This window comes from Actinomadura sp. B10D3, assembly GCF_039871695.1.
GTDB classification, from domain to species: domain Bacteria; phylum Actinomycetota; class Actinomycetes; order Streptosporangiales; family Streptosporangiaceae; genus Spirillospora; species Spirillospora madurae.
This window is the reverse complement of sequence record NZ_JBDPLY010000030.1, coordinates 53,067-69,630: the sequence shown is the minus strand read 5'-3', so window position 1 is coordinate 69,630 and position 16,564 is coordinate 53,067. Positions and strand designations below refer to the sequence as shown.

General features: G+C 72.6%; 11 protein-coding genes. 2 read left to right on the top strand and 9 right to left on the bottom strand.

Annotated features, from left to right (window positions below; genetic code table 11):
• Window positions 1-25: 25 nt before the first annotated feature.
• From ABGB11_RS33675 to ppdK, 5 genes are all read right to left on the bottom strand, one after another.
• Entirely contained in the window at window positions 26-1,243 is a 1,218-nt protein-coding gene (locus tag ABGB11_RS33675) for an MFS transporter (RefSeq protein WP_347639514.1), read from the bottom strand.
• A gap of 49 nt (window positions 1,244-1,292) precedes the next feature.
• Window positions 1,293-2,519, bottom strand: coding sequence for an FAD-dependent oxidoreductase (locus ABGB11_RS33670; protein ID WP_347639513.1), 1,227 nt, complete (start codon window positions 2,517-2,519; stop codon window positions 1,293-1,295).
• A gap of 114 nt (window positions 2,520-2,633) precedes the next feature.
• Entirely contained in the window at window positions 2,634-3,908 is a 1,275-nt protein-coding gene (locus tag ABGB11_RS33665; RefSeq protein WP_347639512.1) for a deoxyguanosinetriphosphate triphosphohydrolase, read from the bottom strand.
• A 33-nt stretch (window positions 3,909-3,941) separates the two neighbouring features.
• Entirely contained in the window at window positions 3,942-4,736 is a 795-nt protein-coding gene (locus ABGB11_RS33660; RefSeq protein WP_347639511.1) for a YdcF family protein, read from the bottom strand.
• Window positions 4,737-4,868: 132 nt separating this feature from the next.
• Window positions 4,869-7,577 (bottom strand): pyruvate, phosphate dikinase, encoded by a 2,709-nt coding sequence (gene ppdK / locus ABGB11_RS33655; RefSeq protein ID WP_347639510.1) that lies wholly within the window; start codon window positions 7,575-7,577, stop codon window positions 4,869-4,871.
• Between the two features lie 330 nt (window positions 7,578-7,907).
• Here ppdK and ABGB11_RS33650 point away from each other — a divergent pair, with 330 nt between their 5' ends.
• Window positions 7,908-9,794 (top strand): glycoside hydrolase family 15 protein, encoded by a 1,887-nt coding sequence (locus ABGB11_RS33650; protein WP_347639509.1) that lies wholly within the window; start codon window positions 7,908-7,910, stop codon window positions 9,792-9,794.
• Between the two features lie 45 nt (window positions 9,795-9,839).
• Here ABGB11_RS33650 and secD read toward each other — a convergent pair whose 3' ends face one another.
• Both secD and ABGB11_RS33640 read right to left on the bottom strand, forming a co-directional pair.
• On the bottom strand, window positions 9,840-12,110 hold the full coding sequence (secD, locus tag ABGB11_RS33645; protein WP_347639508.1) for a protein translocase subunit SecD: 2,271 nt from the start codon (window positions 12,108-12,110) through the stop codon (window positions 9,840-9,842).
• A gap of 63 nt (window positions 12,111-12,173) precedes the next feature.
• On the bottom strand, window positions 12,174-12,605 hold the full coding sequence (locus ABGB11_RS33640) for a hypothetical protein (protein ID WP_347639507.1): 432 nt from the start codon (window positions 12,603-12,605) through the stop codon (window positions 12,174-12,176).
• Window positions 12,606-12,908: 303 nt separating this feature from the next.
• Between ABGB11_RS33640 and ABGB11_RS33635 the strand changes: the two genes are divergently transcribed.
• Window positions 12,909-13,583, top strand: coding sequence for a hypothetical protein (locus tag ABGB11_RS33635; RefSeq protein WP_347639506.1), 675 nt, complete (start codon window positions 12,909-12,911; stop codon window positions 13,581-13,583).
• Window positions 13,584-13,708: 125 nt separating this feature from the next.
• Here the strand turns inward: ABGB11_RS33635 and ABGB11_RS33630 are convergent, their stop codons facing one another.
• Both ABGB11_RS33630 and ABGB11_RS33625 read right to left on the bottom strand, forming a co-directional pair.
• Complete coding sequence (locus tag ABGB11_RS33630) at window positions 13,709-15,097, bottom strand: glycine--tRNA ligase (protein ID WP_347639505.1); 1,389 nt, start codon at window positions 15,095-15,097, stop codon at window positions 13,709-13,711.
• A 167-nt stretch (window positions 15,098-15,264) separates the two neighbouring features.
• Entirely contained in the window at window positions 15,265-16,557 is a 1,293-nt protein-coding gene (locus tag ABGB11_RS33625; protein ID WP_347639504.1) for a DUF1906 domain-containing protein, read from the bottom strand.
• Window positions 16,558-16,564: the final 7 nt, after the last annotated feature.

Here is a 16,564-nt window from a genome sequence, read left to right as displayed (position 1 = left end):
GACATATACGGAAGTCGCAGGCCGGTCAGAGATCAGGATCGGTGACGGGCTTGCGACCGGCCGTGTCGGCGGCGGTGTCGGTCGCCGGGGCGGCCGCCGGGGCCAGCAGGACGATCAGCCCGGCCAGCGCCACCGGGACGGCCAGCGCCCACGTCAGCCCCACGCCCTGCGCGACGAATCCGATGACCGGCGGGCCGCCGAGCAGGCCGAGATAGCCGACCCCGGTGACCCGGGAGATCCCGGCCGCGGCGGGCACGCCGGGGATGTTGCCGGCCGCGCTGAACGTGACGGGCGCCACCACCGCGACCCCGAGGCCGAACAGTGTGAATCCGGCCACCGCCGCCGTCGGGTCGCCGGCCGCGAGGCCCAGCCCGAGGCCGAGCGCGGCGACCAGCGACCCCGCCCGCAGCACCCGGACCGGCCCGAACCGCGCCACCACCTGGTCACCGGTGAGCCGCCCCACCGTCATCGCCACCGCGCACCCGGCGTAGCCGAGGCCCGCGACGCCGGGCCCGGTGCCGAGGTTCTCCCGCAGGTGGATCGCGCTCCAGTCCGCCATGGCGCCCTCGCCGACGAACGAGCACAGCCCGATCACGCCGAGCATGAGCAGCGGCCACCGGGACCGGGGCCCGGCGGCGACCGCCGCGCCGTCCGTCTCGGGCAGGGCGTCCGCGGAACGGTCCAGCAGGTTCCGGCAGGACGCCAGGACCAGCACCGCGAGGACGGCGGAGGCCACCGCCAGATGCAGCGGCACGGGCACCTCCGCGTGGGCGGCGCCCGCACCGGCCAGCGCGGCGAGCAGCGTCCCGATGCTGTAGGAGCCGTGCAGTCCGGACATCAGCGGGCGGCCGTACCCGCGCTCGACGGCCACGCCCTGCGCGTTCATCGCCACGTCCATCAGGCCGAGAGAGGCGCCCATCAGCAGCAGGGCGACGATCAGCGCGCCGAGGTTCCAGGCGAGGCCGAGCGGCGGCAGCGACACCGCGCAGGCGACACCGGCACCGGCCGTCGCCGGCCGGCTCCCCCACCGCGCGATGATCGGGCCCGCGAACCGCACCGCCGCGACGACGCCGGCGGGCGCGCCGAGCAGCGCCACGCCCATCGCGCCCTCACCCAGCCCGAGATGCTCCTTGATCTGCGGGATGCGGGCGACCCAGGCGGCGCCGAGCAGGCCGTGCGCGGCGAACACCAGCGTCACCGCGACACGGGCACGTCGTAACGCGGCGAGATTCTCCGTGACCACCGGCCCGACTGTACGTGCCCAACGCGCCGCCCTCACATCGGAGCCGCCCTCACACCAGATCGGCGAGAGGCACGGCGGCGTCGGCGAGACGGGCCGCGTCCACCGGCCGCCCGGAGCGGATCAGCGCCTGGACGTCCCCGGTGACGTCCCAGACGTTGACGTTCATCCCGGCGACGACCCGGCCGCCCGACAGCCAGAACGCGATGAACTCGCCTCCCTCGGGGTCGCCGCGGTACACGATCTCGTCGTACTCCCCCGGCGCCGCGACGCCCGACATCTCCATCCCGAGGTCGTACTGGTCGCTGAAGAAGTAGGGGACCCGGTCGTAGACGACGTCCTGGCCGAGCATGGCGCGGGCGGCGGCGGGCCCGCCGTTCAGCGCGTTCGCCCAGTGCTCCACGCGGATCCGGCGGCCGAGCAGCGGGTTGTAGGCGTTGGCGGCGTCCCCGGCCGCGTAGATGTCGGGGTCGGACGTGCGCAGCGACTGGTCGACGAGGATCCCGTCCGACACCTCCAGCCCGGCGGCCTCCGCGATCGCGGTCACGGGCCTCACCCCGATGCCGACGACCACCACGTCCGCGGGCACCTCGGCGCCGCCCGAGGTGACGACGGCCGACACCTGCCCGGCGCCCCAGAAGCCGGCGACGCCCTCGTCCAGCCGCAGGATGACGCCGTTGCGGCGGTGCAGGTCGGCGAACCTGGCGCCGAGCTCGGGCCCCATCGCGGCGTGCAGCGGCGTCGGCTCCGGCTCGATGATCGTCACGTCGTTGCCGTAGGAGCGGGCGGCCGCGGCGGTCTCCAGCCCGATCCAGCCCGCCCCGGCCACCACGACCCGCCGCCCGCCGTGCGCGAGCGCCTGCTTCAGCGCCGCCGCGTCGGCCATCGTCCGGAGGTAGTGGATGCCCTGGAGCTTGGACCCGGGGACGTCCAGCCGCCTCGGGGCGGCGCCCGTCGCCAGCAGCAGCCGGTCGTAGGAGACCGGTTCCTTGGAGGACAGCCTGACCTGGTGCGCGCCCCGGTCGATCGACGCGACCGACATGCCGACCCGCAGCTCCACGTCGTGCTTGTCGTACCAGTCCGCCTCGTGGACGTGCGCCTTCTCGCGCGGCTCCTTGTCCAGCAGGAAGCCCTTGGACAGCGGCGGCCGCTCGTAGGGCCGCTCGATCTCCTCCCCGACGAGGACCACTCTGCCCGCGAAGCCCTCCTCGCGCAGCGTCTCCGCCGCCTTGGCACCCGCCAGGCCGGCACCGGCGATGACGAACGTCTCCTCGGGCATGGCGACCTCCTGTAGTTGACCTGTAGCTATCCCTACAGCGGCCTCCGTAACGAGACAAGGGCCGCCGATGGGCGCGTCGGGGCATGTTCCTCCCCCGCTAACGCCCCCTGGAGGTCAGCGCGAGCGATCGCCCAGCATGCGGTGCCGGGCCACCGCGGACAGGTCGGTCAGCGAGGCGATCTGGTCGATCACGGCGCGCAGCCGGGCCGCGTCGTCCCCGGCGTCCACGAACGCGTCCTGGAACCCGGGGTCGAGGGTGCCGGGCGCCCCGGCCAGCATCATCTCGGCCAGCTCGGTGATCAGCGTCCGCTGGCGGGCCCTGATCTCCTCGTGGCTGATCCACACGTAGTGCGCCGTGATGCCCTTGAGCAGCGCGTTCTCCAGCCGCTGCACGCGCGGGACGATCAGCTCGGCCGCGTACCGGGTCAGCGGGCGGTCGCCGTAGGCCTCCCGGGTGGCGGTCTCGGCGGCCAGGCAGAACCGCCCGATGAGGGTGCTGGTCAGGTTCTTCAGGGCGGCGAGGCTGCGCGGGGTGCCGTCGTAGCGGTCCGGCCAGCACGGCTCGGCCAGCAGCGCCGCGAAGCACTCCTCCAGCTCCGCCGGCGCGGCGTCCGGGCAGTACAGCTTGGCCGCCGTGGCGGCGACCAGGCGGCGCTCGGCGCGATCGGCGAGCCGGACGAAGTCGACGTGCCCGGCGACCAGCGCGTCCTCCAGGTCGTGGACGGAGTAGGCGACGTCGTCGCTCCAGTCCATGACCTGGGCCTCGAAGCACGTCCGCCCCGGCTCGGCGCCCTCCCGGACCCAGCGCGCCACGTCGACGTCGTCGTCGTAGACGCCGAACTTGCCGTTCACGGCCTCCGCCTGGGACCACGGGTACTTCATCGCGGCGTCCAGCGCGGCCCGGGTCAGGTTGAGCCCGACGCTGCGGCCGTGCAGCGGCGGGCCGTCCGGCGCGAACGACTTGGGCTCCAGCCGCGTCAGGACGCGCAGGCTCTGGGCGTTGCCCTCGAAGCCGCCGCAGTCGCGGGCGACGATGTCGAGCGCGTACTCGCCGTTGTGGCCGAACGGCGGGTGCCCGATGTCGTGCGACAGGCAGGCCGTCTCCACCAGGTCGGGGTCGCAGCCGAGCGACTTGCCCAGCTCGCGGCCGACCTGCGCGCATTCGAGCGAGTGGGTGAGCCGGGTGCGCAGGCTCTGCACGGTGTCGGCGGCGGCGTCCGCGCCGGGCGAGGCCACCTGCGTCTTGGCGGCGAGGCGCCGCAGCGCCGCGCTGTGCAGCACGCGGGCGCGGTCGCGCTCGAACGCCGTCCGGTCGCGGCGCTTGGCGGGCTCGGGCGCCCACCGCCGCCGGTCGCGGTCCGCATACCCCTGGTTCGCGTTGGTCGTCATGGCCCTATCCAGGGTAAAGGGGTGCGGTGGGCGTCAGCCGCCCGGCGAGGCGGGCGGGGCGGGGGAGGCCGTCTCGGAGGGGTCGATGCGGATGCGCTTGACGGTCTCGTCCGGCACCTGGACGCTCTTGCCGAGCAGCACGTACGACAGGTACCCGCCGGTCTCCCGGAGGATGTAGTTGAACTGGGTGTCGCGGGTCTGCACGCTCGGGCCGCTGCGGGTCGGCGAGGCGGCGGCCTTGACGCCGTTGTCCTCGGCCATCTTCTTGGACCGCAGCCCGTGCCACGGGTCGGTGACGATCACCCCGGACGACCAGTGGTGCCGGTCGAACTCCTTGCCCACGGCCTTCATGCTCTCCAGCGTGTCACGCCCCACGGGCACCGCGAAGACCCTGGACGCGGGCACTCCGCCCTTCTCGATCAGCCAGGTGCGGCCGGCGCCCGCCTCGGTGTAGTTGTCGCCGGGGGCCTTGCCGCCGACGGTCACGATGGCGGGCGCGACGCCCTTGCGGTAGAGGTCGAGGGCGTGCTGGAGCCGCCACTGGAGCGTCGGGGACGGCTCCCCGTTGTACTGCGCGGCGCCGAGCACGATGATCGCGTCGGAGCGGGGCCGCTCGTCCTGCCGGGCCTGGAACCAGATCCGCGCCCCGACGACGGCGGGCGTCAGCACGGCGATCGCCAGCAGCCCGGCGACGATGCTCAGCGGGACGGTGATCCACCGCGACCTGCGGCGCCGGACGCGCTTCTTCGGCTCGGAGGCCTCGTCCCCGGGCTCGTCCGCTCCGCGGTCGTCAGGCGGCGGCTCCGGCATTTCCACTTCCAACGTCATCGCATCGGACACGTTAGTGAGATGGTCCGGCACGTGTGCCAGGTTCGCCAGGTCGCCGTGTGGCGTTAATCCCATTCCTTCCCAGGCGGCCCGCCGGGACGAGACGTGCGGCGGGCCGCCCGGGAAGGGCGCTCAGCGGCTGTCGCTGCCGCCGGACGCCGCGCCCGCCTCGATCGCCGCGATCGCCGCGCGGCCCGCCTCCAGCCGGGCGACGGGGATGCGGAACGGCGAGCAGGACACGTAGTCGAGGCCGACCTCGTGGCAGAAGTGCACCGAGTCGGGGTCGCCGCCGTGCTCGCCGCAGATGCCGAGCTTGATGCCGGGACGCGCCCGGCGCCCCTCCTCCGCGGCGATCCGGACCAGCCGCCCGACGCCCTCCCGGTCGAGGGTCTCGAACGGCGACACCCCGAAGATGCCGAGCTCCAGGTACCGGGAGAAGAACGCCGCCTCGACGTCGTCCCGGGAGAACCCCCAGGTCGTCTGGGTGAGGTCGTTGGTGCCGAAGGAGAAGAACTCGGCGGCCTCGGCGATCTGCCCGGCGGTCAGCGCGGCCCGCGGCAGCTCGATCATGGTGCCGATCAGCGCGGGGACGTCGATGCCGGTCTCCCGCCGGACCGCGTCCAGGATCTCGCGGGCCTCGTCCCGGACGGCCTCCAGCTCCTGGACCGCGCCGACGAGCGGGATCATGATCTCCGGCCGCGGGTCGCCGCCGGCCCTCCTGCGGGCGGCCGCGGCCTCGGCGATCGCGCGGACCTGCATCGCGAACAGGCCGGGAATCACCAAACCGAGCCGCACCCCGCGCAGGCCCAGCATAGGGTTCTGCTCGTGCAGCCGGTTGACCGCTTCGAGCAGCCTGCGGTCCTTGGCGTCCGCGTCCTCGCCCGCGAGCGCGACCCTGACCGACAGCTCGGTGATGTCGGGAAGGAACTCGTGCAGCGGCGGGTCGATCAGCCGGATCGTGACGGGCAGCCCGTCCATGGCCTCGAAGATGCCCTCGAAGTCGCTCTTCTGCAGCGGCTCCAGGGCGTCAAGCGCGGCCTGCCGCTCCTTGTCGTCCTCGGCGAGGATGAGCTTCTCGACCAGCTGCCGCCGGTCGCCGAGGAACATGTGCTCGGTGCGGCACAGCCCGATGCCGGCCGCGCCGAACCGGCGCGCCCGGGCGGAGTCCCCGGGGTTGTCGGAGTTCGCGCGGACCTTGAGCGCGGCGCGGGCGTCGGCGTGCGCCATGACGCGGTCGACGGCCTTGACGAGGTCGTCGCCGTCCCCGGCGGTCAGCCGCCCCTCGAAGTACTGGACGACCGGGGAGTCCTCGACGGGCACCTCGCCGAGGTAGACGTCACCGGACGTCCCGTCGATCGAGATCACGTCGCCCTCGCTCACCGTCACGCCGCCGGGCGCGGTGAAGTGCCCGTTCTTGACGTCGACGTCCAGCTCCTCGGCGCCGCAGACGCAGGTCTTGCCCATGCCGCGGGCGACGACGGCGGCGTGCGAGGTCTTGCCGCCGCGGGACGTCAGCACGCCCTTCGCGGCGACCATCCCGGCGAGGTCGTCGGGGTTGGTCTCCCGGCGGACGAGGATCACGTCCTCGCCCCGCTCGGCGAGTTCCACGGCCCGCTCGGAGGTGAACACGGCCTTGCCGACGGCGGCGCCCGGCGAGGCGTTCATCCCCTTGGTGAGCCTGCGGACGCCGTCGACCCGGTCCGCGAAGCGCGGGAACATGAGCTGGGCGAGCTGGTCGCCGGTGACGCGGCGGGCGGCCTCGTCCAGGTCGATCAGTCCCTGGTCGAGCAGCTGGCAGGCGATGCGGAACGCCGCGCCGGCCGTCCGCTTGCCGACCCGGGTCTGCAGCATCCACAGCTTCCCGCGCTCGATCGTGAACTCGATGTCGCACATGTCGCGGTAGTGGTTCTCCAGCGTCTCCATGATCTGGAGAAGCCGGTCGTAGGACGCCTTGTCGATCCGCTCCAGCTCCTTGAGCGGAACGGTGTTGCGGATGCCGGCGACGACGTCCTCGCCCTGCGCGTTCTGCAGGTAGTCGCCGTAGACGCCCTGCTGCCCGGACGCGGGGTCGCGGGTGAACGCGACGCCCGTCCCGGAGTCCATGCCCATGTTGCCGAAGACCATCGAGCAGATGTTCACGGCGGTGCCGAGGTCGACCGGGATGCGCTCCTGGCGGCGGTACAGGATGGCGCGGGGCGCGTTCCAGGAGTCGAACACCGCCTTGACGGCCAGGTCCATCTGCTCGCGCGGGTCGGTCGGGAAGTCGCGGCCGGCCTGCTCCTGGACGATGTCCTTGAACCGGCCGACGAGCTCCTTGAAGTCCTCGGCGGTCAGGTCCACGTCGTCGTCGCTGCCGCGGGCCCGCTTGACCTCCTCGACGGCGTCCTCGAACAGGTCGCCGTCGATGTCCATGACGGTCTTGCCGAACATCTGGATCAGCCGCCGGTAGGAGTCCCAGGCGAACCGCTCATCCCCCGCCTGGGCCGCGAGGCCGTGCACGGACTCGTCGTTCAGCCCGACGTTCAGGACGGTCTCCATCATCCCCGGCATGCTGAACTTGGCCCCGGAGCGCACGCTGACCAGCAGCGGGTCGTCACTCTGGCCGAGCCTCTTGCCCATCGCGGACTCCAGCGCGGCCAGGTGCCGGTTCACCTCGTCCGCCAGCCCCTCGGGCAGGTTCCCGTGCTCCAGGTAGTGACGGCAGGCCTCCGTGGTGATCGTGAACCCGGGAGGCACGGGCAGTCCGAGATTGGTCATCTCGGCCAGGTTGGCGCCCTTGCCGCCCAGCAGATCCTTGAGGTCCTTGTTTCCCTCAGTGAAGTCGTACACGAACTTCGGCACGGGGAGCTCCTTCTCGCTCCGGTTCCACCCAGTGACAGTTCCGGGTCCGCCCGCACGAGGGCGCGCGACGTCGCGTTCCCCCAGGCGGCGGCGGGTCCGCTGTCCTGTTTGCCGGGACTGTACCCGCGAAGTCGGGCCTTGCTCGGCGCCCCGTGCGCCGGGGCGCGTTATCCCAGCTCAGACCGCGGATAATGGTCTATTCCACTGGTGAGACCGGGGACACACGGCCGCAACACGGGTCCCGGGCGGGGCCGTCCCGCGACCCACGGCCCGCACGACTGGCATACCCACTGCGCTGGAGAGGGAATGATGGATCAAGGAGGTGAGGTTGTGAGGCCGAGAGTCGCCGGCGGCCGGGCGGGAGATCCGTTCGCCCCCATAGCCGATTTCGGGTTCCTGTCCGACTGCGAGACGACCGCCCTGGTCGCGCCGAGCGGCAACATCGAGTGGATGTGCCTGCCGAAGATGGACTCCCCGAGCGTGTTCGGGTCCATCCTGGACCGGGACGCCGGGTACTTCCGGGTCGGCCCCGCGGGCGTGGAGGTGCCCGCGGCGCAGCGCTACATCCCCGGCACCATGGTGATGGAGACCACCTGGTGGGTGCACGGGGGCTGGCTCGTCGTGACCGACGCGCTGCTGATGGGCCCCTGGCACCACGAGACAGAGCGCTCCCACACCCACCGGAGAGCGCCGACCGACTACGACGCCGACCACGTCCTGCTGCGGATGGTCCGGTGCGTGAACGGCCAGGTCCAGGTCCGGCTCGACTGCATGCCGGTGTTCGACTACGGCCAGACCCCGGCGCGGTGGGAGCACACCGGCGCCGGGTACCACGAGGCCGCCGCGCGCGGGAACGGCGTGGGGCTGCGGCTCAGCACCGACATGAACGTCGGGTTCGAGGGGTCGCTCGCCACGTCCCGGACGCTGCTGAAGCAGGGCGAGTCCCGGTTCGTGGCGCTGTCGTGGAGCGAGCACGCGCCGCCGTCGTCGTGGGAGGAGGCGCAGGAGCGGCTGGTGTGGACCGTCCACCACTGGCAGCACTGGCTCGACCGCGGCCGCTTCCCCGACCACCCGTGGCGCAGCCACCTCCAGCGCAGCGCGCTGACGCTGAAGGGCCTGACGTTCGCGCCGTCCGGGGCGGTCGCCGCCGCCGCGACGACGTCGCTGCCGGAGACGCCGGGCGGGGACCGCAACTGGGACTACCGCTACACCTGGATCCGCGACTCCACGATGGCGCTGTGGGCCTTCTACACGCTCGGCTACGACTGGGAGGCCAACGACTTCTTCTACTTCATCACCGACGTCGCCGAGGCCGCCGAGGGCAAGCTGCAGATCATGTACGGGCTGGACGGGCGGGAGGAGCTGCCCGAGTCCACGCTCGAGCACCTCTCCGGCTACGACGACGCCCGCCCGGTCCGCATCGGCAACGAGGCGTACATGCAGGCGCAGCACGACGTGTGGGGCGCGATCATCGGCTCCATCTACCTGTTCGTGCGCCGCCGCGACCGGCTGGACGACCGGCTCTGGAAGATCGTCGTCAGACAGGTGGAGGACGCCCTCGCCAACTGGCGGACGCCCGACTGCGGCATGTGGGAGGTGCGCGGCGAGCCGCAGCACTTCACCTCGTCCAAGATCTTCTGCTGGGTCGCGGCCGACCGCGGCGCGCGGCTCGCCCGCGTCCGCGGCGACCAGGAGCGTGCGCGCCGCTGGCAGGCCGCCGCCGACGAGATCCACGCCGACGTCCTCGCCAACGCGCTGGACGAGCGCGGCGTCTTCACCGCGCACTACGGCGCCACCGCCCTGGACGCGTCGGCGCTGCTGATCCCGCTGCTCGGCTTCCTGCCGTCCGATGACAAGCGCGTCCGCGAGACCGTCCTCGCCATCGCCGACGAGCTGTCGGAGGACGACCTCGTCCTGCGCTACCGGGCGACGGAGACCGACGACGGCTTCGACTCGGAGGAGGGCACCTTCACCATCTGCTCCTTCTGGCTGGTCAGCGCCCTGGTGATGATCGGCGAGCTGGACCGGGCGCGCGCCCTGTGCGAGAAGCTGCTGTCCTACGCGAGCCCGCTGCAGCTGTACGCCGAGGAGATCGACCCGCACACCGGACGCCACCTCGGCAACTTCCCGCAGGCGTTCACCCACCTGGCCCTGATCAACGCGGTCATGCAGGTGATCCGAGCCGAAAACGGCGAACCCCAACCCCCTCTGGCCTGACCGACGTGCCGCCGGCGCCGGGGTGGTGCCGGCGGCACGGGGGGGTTAGACGACTGCGCCGGAGTCGTCGGGGGTGCGGCGGGTGGGCTTGCGTTTGCTCTTGGGCTGCGGGGGCGGGGTCTTCGAGTGGCGCTCCAGGACGACGGCGATGGGCGTCGCGGTGAAGACGCTGGAGTAGGTGCCGACGACGATGCCGATCAGGAGCGCGATGGCGAAGTCGGTCAGCGAGTCCCCGCCGAGGACCGCCAGCGCCGCCAGGATGAACAGCGCCCCCATCCCGGTGTTGATCGTCCGCGGGACGGTCTGCAGGGTGCCCCGGTTCGCGATGCCGGCGAAGCGGCCCTTGGGGTCGGCCGTCCACATCTCCCGGACGCGGTCGAACACCACGACCGAGTCGTTCACCGAGTACCCGATGATGGTGAGCAGCGCGGCGAGGAAGACGCCGTCGATCGGTTTGCCCAGCCAGGCGAAGATGCCGGTGACGATCGCGATGTCGTGGAACATGGCGATGACCGAGCCGGCCGCGAACGTCCAGCGGAACCGGATCGTCAGGTAGGCGAGCTGCACCAGGAGGGCGACGCCGAGGGCGATGAGCGCCTTCTTCCGCAGCTCTTCGCCGAGGCTCGGGCCGATCAGCTCGTCGCGCTGCTTGGTGGCGCCGCCGCCCTCCTTCGCGAGGGCGTCCTTGATCCGCTGCTCCTCCTCGTTGGTGAGGTCGCTCGTCCGGACGGAGATGTCGTCCTGCCCGGACGTCTGGACGACGGCGCGCGGGAACCCGGCGGAGGCGACGGCGGAGCGGGCGGTGTCGATGTCGACGTGCCGGCTGGTGGAGTACTCGACGAGGCGCCCGCCGGTGAACTCGACGCCGAAGTTCAGGCCCCGGGCGAAGATCCCGGTCACCGCGACGACGACGGCGAGGGCGGAGACGCCGAGCCACAGCCGGCTGCGCTTCATCAGGTCGGGGCCGCTCTCCTCCAGCCACCGGCGGATGCGGCCGGCGCCGCCGAGACCGCCCGCCTTGCCCTTGGCGAGCCTCGGCATGCGCGCGGCGAAGGCGTCGGTGAGGACGCGGCTCACGAGCATCGCGGAGATGAGGGAGCCGATCACGCCGATGGTCAGCGTGACGCCGAAGCCCTTGACCGGGCCTGAGGCGAGGAAGAACAGCAGGCCGCCGGCGAGCAGCGTGGTGACGGCGGAGTCGGCGATCGCCGACCACGCCTTGTCGAAGCCGACCGCCAGCGCCGCCCGCGCGCCGCGGCGGGGCGCCGCGGCCCGCTCCTCCCTCGCCCGTTCGAAGGCCAGCACGTTGGCGTCGATCGCCATGCCGATGGCCAGCACGAACCCGGCGAGCCCGGGCAGGGTGAGGGTCGCGCCGACCGCGACGAGCGCGCCGTAGGAGATCAGCGCGTATCCGGCGAGCGCGACGGTGGCGAGGAGGCCGACGATGCGGTAGACGGCGACGATGAACAGGCCGGTGAGGACGATGCCGATGACGGCGGCGCGGGCGCTGGCGTCGATCGCCTCGTCGCCCAGCGTCGGGCCGACGACCCGCTGCTCGATGACCTTCACGGGGACGGGCAGCGAGCCGCCCTGGATGAGCGCCGCGAGGTCCTTGGCCTCGCCGGCGCTGAAGTCGCCGGTGATCTGGGTGGACCCGCCGGTGATGCCGACCCCGCAGGGCACGCTCTCGGTGACCTGCGGCGAGGAGATCACCTTGCCGTCCAGGACGATCGCGACGCGCCGCTCGTCGCCCGTCGCGCAGGCCGCCTTGGCGGTCACCTTCTCCCAGGTCTTGCCGCCGTCGCCCTTGAACTTGACGTTGACGGCCCAGCCGCCGACGTTCTGCGGGTCGTAGGAGGCGCTCGCCTCCCCGATCCCGGCGCCGGTGAGCACGGCCGGGCCGATGATGATCGGCTGCCCGCTCTCGTCCGGGATCTGCTGCTGCCCCTTCTCGGGCCGGCCGTCGTTGGGCACCACGGGGTGGGCGGTGAGCTGCGCGGTCTTGCCGATCGCCGCGGTCGCGCGGGCCGGGTCCTGGACGTCGGGCAGCTCGACGATCAGCCGCCGGTCGCCGGACCGGGTGATGGACGACTCGGCGACGCCGAGCGCGTCGACGCGCCGCTGCAGGACCTCCCGGGCGCGGTCGGTGGACTCCCGGTCGGCCTTCACCGTCGGGGAGTCCTGGGTCTCCAGGACGATCTGGGTGCCGCCGCGCAGGTCGAGGCCGAGGCGGGCGGGTTCGGACCAGGCGAAGTAGAACGATGTGGCGAGCACGGCGAACGCCAGTACCGCCCGCACCACGTTGGCGCGAGTCAAGGGAAAACCTCCACACGGGCTCGGCGCCGCACGTCCCGTGCGGCACCGCGGAAAGGGGAAAGCTCAGATCCGTGTGGCGGCGGGCGGGGCGCGCCCGCGCGGGACGCCGCGCGGCGCGAGGTCCGGCGCGGCCGGCGCGGCGGCGGGCGGGGCGGCGCGCCGCGACGGCGGCCTGACCTCGGCGCCGGACCCGGGGAGGGTCGCGTGGGCGGGCTGGGCGTGCGGTGCCGCCCCCGCCGCGTGGAGCGCGACGGCGGTGATGACGGCCTGGGCCCGGCCGGCCTGCCGCGGCTTGGAGGCGGTCCGGGGCCGGGCGGGCGCGGTCTGCGCCGGTCCGGTGCGGACGCCGGTGATCGTCCCGTTGGGGGACGTCCCGCCCTGGACGCCCGGCGCGGCGGGCGCGACGACGAAGCCGAAGAGGCCGAGCGCGAGGACGAGCAGCCGCGCGGCGGGCGGCCGGAGCGCGGCCAGGGAGGAACGGCCCGGGTGGCGCATTCCGGTCCTCCCTCCGTGGTCTCCGGCGGACGTCCGCGGCCGGCCGTTCCCGCCAACCTAGCCCAGGATCCAGGGCCCGGGGACGCCGTTCACTCTCCGTTGCCGGAACACGGAAGGGCGCGGCCGTCAAGGCGGCCCGGCGTGACAAAGAGGTTGCCGAACCCTCACCACGCACCCTTACCAGCAGACACTGGCGGGTGTCCCAATCCGGCCAGGCCGCAATCGGCCGCCATCCATTGCCCGCGCCCTATACGCGAATTACTTTCGCGTATGCCCACCCCGAACCGGACAGAGGAGTTTCCGGTGGCACGTTTGAGACAGACCGCGATCATTGGGACCGCCGTCCTGGCCGTCCTCGCCGCGGGGGTCTCCCCCGCGGCGGCCGCGACCACCACCATCCGCAAGGGCTCGGCCACGGCCGACCCCTACGCCGGCAACGTGCAGGCCTCGCTGCTCGGCACCGCCACGGTCTCGACATCGATCGGCGAAGGCTCCTGCACCGAGTCGACCATGACCGGGTCCATCCAGTCCGACGGAAGCGACCTCAGCGTCACCAGCGCCACGTTCAGCGGCGACGGCGGCGGCCCCTGCTCCGGGACGACCAGCGCCACGATCGAGACGCTGAACCTGCCCTGGACGGGCGGCGGCGTCGTCTTCGACGAGGGCCACACCGGCGGCCGCGACGCCACGGTCACGATCGCGAACTTCAGCGTCCGCGCCACGGTGGACATCTTCGGCGGCATCACCTGCGAGTTCGGCGGCGACCTGACCGCCAACGGCTTCAACGGCGACAACGCCTCGCGTCCCGACACCAGCAGCTCCGAGGCGCAGGTCGGCGTCCAGAACGCCCAGGTGAACAAGACCGGCGGCAGCTTCCTCTGCCCGTCGACCGCCACCGTCACCGCCACCTACGCCCTCAAGGGCGAGACCGCCGCCGGGTCCGGCACCTACGACCAGTCCCTCTACGTCACGAGCTGACCCGGGACGCTCCCAGGAAAGAACGCTCCCCCAAGGACACGCTCCCAGGTGTGCTCCCAAATGAAGCGGGTCGCCCCCCATACGCGGGGGGCGGCCCGTAGCGGTCTCCGGCGGTGCCGGCGGTGTCAGCAGCCGACGAGCTGGGCGGCGAGGAACGCCTCGACCTGGCCGATCGCGATGCGCTCCTGGCTCATCGAGTCGCGCTCCCGGACGGTCACCGCGTCGTCGTCCAGGGTGTCGAAGTCGACGGTGACGCAGAACGGGGTGCCGATCTCGTCCTGGCGGCGGTAGCGGCGGCCGATGGCGCCGGCGTCGTCGAACTCGACGTTCCAGTTGCGGCGCAGCCGCGCGGCGAGGTCGCGGGCCTTCGGGGACAGGTCGGCATTGCGCGACAGCGGCAGCACCGCGACCTTGACCGGGGCGAGCCGGCGGTCGAGCCGCATGACGGTGCGCTTCTCCAGCTTGCCCTTGGCGTTCGGCGCCTCGTCCTCGGCGTAGGCGTCCATCATGAACGTCAGCGTGCAGCGGTCGACGCCCGCCGCGGGCTCGATCACGTACGGGGTGAACCGCTCGCCGGACTCCTGGTCGAAGAACGACAGGTCGGCGCCGGAGGCCTTGGAGTGCGTCGTCAGGTCGTAGTCGGTGCGGTTGGCGATGCCCTCCAGCTCGCCCCACTCGGCGCCGACGAAGTCGAACTTGTACTCCACGTCCACGGTCCGCTTGGAGTAGTGCGACAGCTTCTCGGCCGGGTGCTCGTACAGCCGGAGGTTCTCCTTGCGGATGCCGAGGTCGACGTACCACTGCATGCGCTCGTCGATCCAGTACTGGTGCCATTCCTCGTCGCTGCCGGGCTTGACGAAGAACTCCATCTCCATCTGCTCGAACTCGCGGGTCCGGAAGATGAAGTTGCCGGGCGTGATCTCGTTGCGGAACGACTTGCCGATCTGGCCGATGCCGAACGGCACCTTGCGGCGCGCGGACTGCTGGACGTTCAGGTAGTTGATGAAGATGCCCTGCGCGGTCTCGGGACGCAGGTAGGCGAGGCCGGACTCGTCCTCGACCGGGCCGAGGTAGGTCTTGAGCAGCCCGTTGAACATCTTGGGCTCGGTGAAGGAGCCCTTGACGCCGCAGTTCGGGCAGGAGATGTCGGCGAGGCCGTTCGCGGGCGCGCGGCCGTGCTTCTCCTCGTAGGCCTCCTCCAGGTGGTCGGCCCGGAAGCGCTTGTGGCAGGACTGGCACTCGGTGAGCGGGTCGACGAACGCCTGGACGTGGCCGCTGGCCTCCCAGACCTCGCGCGCCAGGATGACGCACGAGTCGATGCCGACGATGTCCTCCCGGCCCTGCACCATGGACTTCCACCACTGGCGCTTGACGTTGTTCTTCAGCTCGACGCCGAGCGGCCCGTAGTCCCAGGACGCGCGGAGCCCGCCGTAGATCTCGCTCGACGGGTAGACCAGGCCCCGCCGCTTGGCGAGGTTGACGATCGTGTCCAGCACATCGGAACGGCGTGCCATGAAAGATTCTCCATCCGGCTGGCGGTCGGCGGGACAGTGAGTGCGCCCCCGTCCCGCGGCGGCGGCGGGCGGCGGCGAGTGTGATCCCCGGTGAGTGCCCCGGCGCGGGCGTCGCCGCCGCCGGAGAGCATTTCCCAGCTTAGGGCACCGGAACGGCTGAGCAGGCCCTAGTAGACGCGCCCGTCGACGATGTTGCTGTCGATGTTCAGCGTGACGCCGCCGTGCCGCTCCCGATGGCCGCCGCGGTACTGCTTGATCCGACGGTGCGGGGACCACAGGTGGTCGGGGAAGTACGGGTCGCCGTACACCTCGGCCCGCCCGTCCCAGTTGGCGAACCAGATGGCGACGGGCTTGCTGATCCCCTTGGCCCGGCCGACGTCCCGGATGCCGGAGCTGGAGCTGCTGTACATGCCCGGGACGTAGCCCTCCCGCTTCAGCCGGTCGACCCAGTTGTCCACGAACCGCAGGACGGCGGCCTTGCAGGCGCGGTTCCGGTGGCGGTACGCCTCCATGTCGAAGTAGATGGGGCTGCCCTTCGGGATGCCCAGCCTCCCGGCCCTGCGGGCGGCGTCCACGGCCGCCTTCGCGCCCTCCGAGGAGGCGTTGCGGGTGGTGAAGCGCTGCGGCCTGCTGCCGCAGGGGGCCTGCAGGCCGACGTAGGTGGGCGTGATGCGGTAGCCCATCGCCCGGACCTGCCTCACCCACGAGGCGCTGAGGTTCGGCTGGGCGCACCCGCGCGCCGCGCCGCCGATGTAGATGTTGGTGACCTCGAACGAGGGCCGCCATGCCTCCATCGTGGCGAGGGATGGCGCGGTGCAGGTGTCGAACCCCTTGCCGCGCACCCACGGGCGCTCCGGGCCGGGGGCCTGCCCCTGCCCGGATGGAGCGTCCACGGGGGGCGGCGGGCTCTCCCCCGGCCGCAGGCCCCGGCCGGGCGACACCGCGGCACCTCCCGCGGACAGCCGGGTGCCGCGGAGGATCCGCTGGAGCCGCGCCGGGTCCGTCCCGTACACACCGGTGATCGTCACCCCGGCCTCGGGAAGGGTGAACCGCGCCTCGTGGCCGGCGGACGGCGTCACGGTCAGCGACGCGAGCCCGGTGCCGCGCACGACCGTGCGGGCCGCGCGGTGGTCCCCGGCGGGCTCGATCAGCAGTGACTCGGTGCGGCCGACGACGCGGGCCGGGCAGTCCGGCTGGGGTCCGGGGCGGCCGAGGTAGACGGCGTGCCGGTCGAAGCGGACGCACCGGGACGGGTCCCGGTCGAGCCGGTGCACCTCCCAGCCGGCCGGGACGGGGACGCGCAGCCCCCGGTACTCGACGACGCGCGGCGTCCCGGCAGCGGCGGTCAGTGCGGCGGGCGGCTCGTGCGCGGGCGGCGCGGGGGCCGTTCCGGCGGCGGCGAGGACGGGAGCGGCGACCGCCATCCCGGAGAACACGCTGAACAGGACGGCATGGCGCATCACAACT

Excerpts from the sequence above, each read along its gene's own strand:
- ABGB11_RS33625 (WP_347639504.1), bottom strand. The coding sequence starts at position 16,557 with ATGCGCCATGCCGTCCTGTTCAGCGTGTTCTCCGGGATGGCGGTCGCC.
- ABGB11_RS33665 (WP_347639512.1), bottom strand. The coding sequence starts at position 3,908 with ATGACGACCAACGCGAACCAGGGGTATGCGGACCGCGACCGGCGGCGG.
- ABGB11_RS33630 (WP_347639505.1), bottom strand. The coding sequence starts at position 15,097 with ATGGCACGCCGTTCCGATGTGCTGGACACGATCGTCAACCTCGCCAAG.
- ABGB11_RS33640 (WP_347639507.1), bottom strand. The coding sequence starts at position 12,605 with ATGCGCCACCCGGGCCGTTCCTCCCTGGCCGCGCTCCGGCCGCCCGCC.
- ABGB11_RS33670 (WP_347639513.1), bottom strand. The coding sequence starts at position 2,519 with ATGCCCGAGGAGACGTTCGTCATCGCCGGTGCCGGCCTGGCGGGTGCC.
- ABGB11_RS33660 (WP_347639511.1), bottom strand. The coding sequence starts at position 4,736 with ATGACGTTGGAAGTGGAAATGCCGGAGCCGCCGCCTGACGACCGCGGA.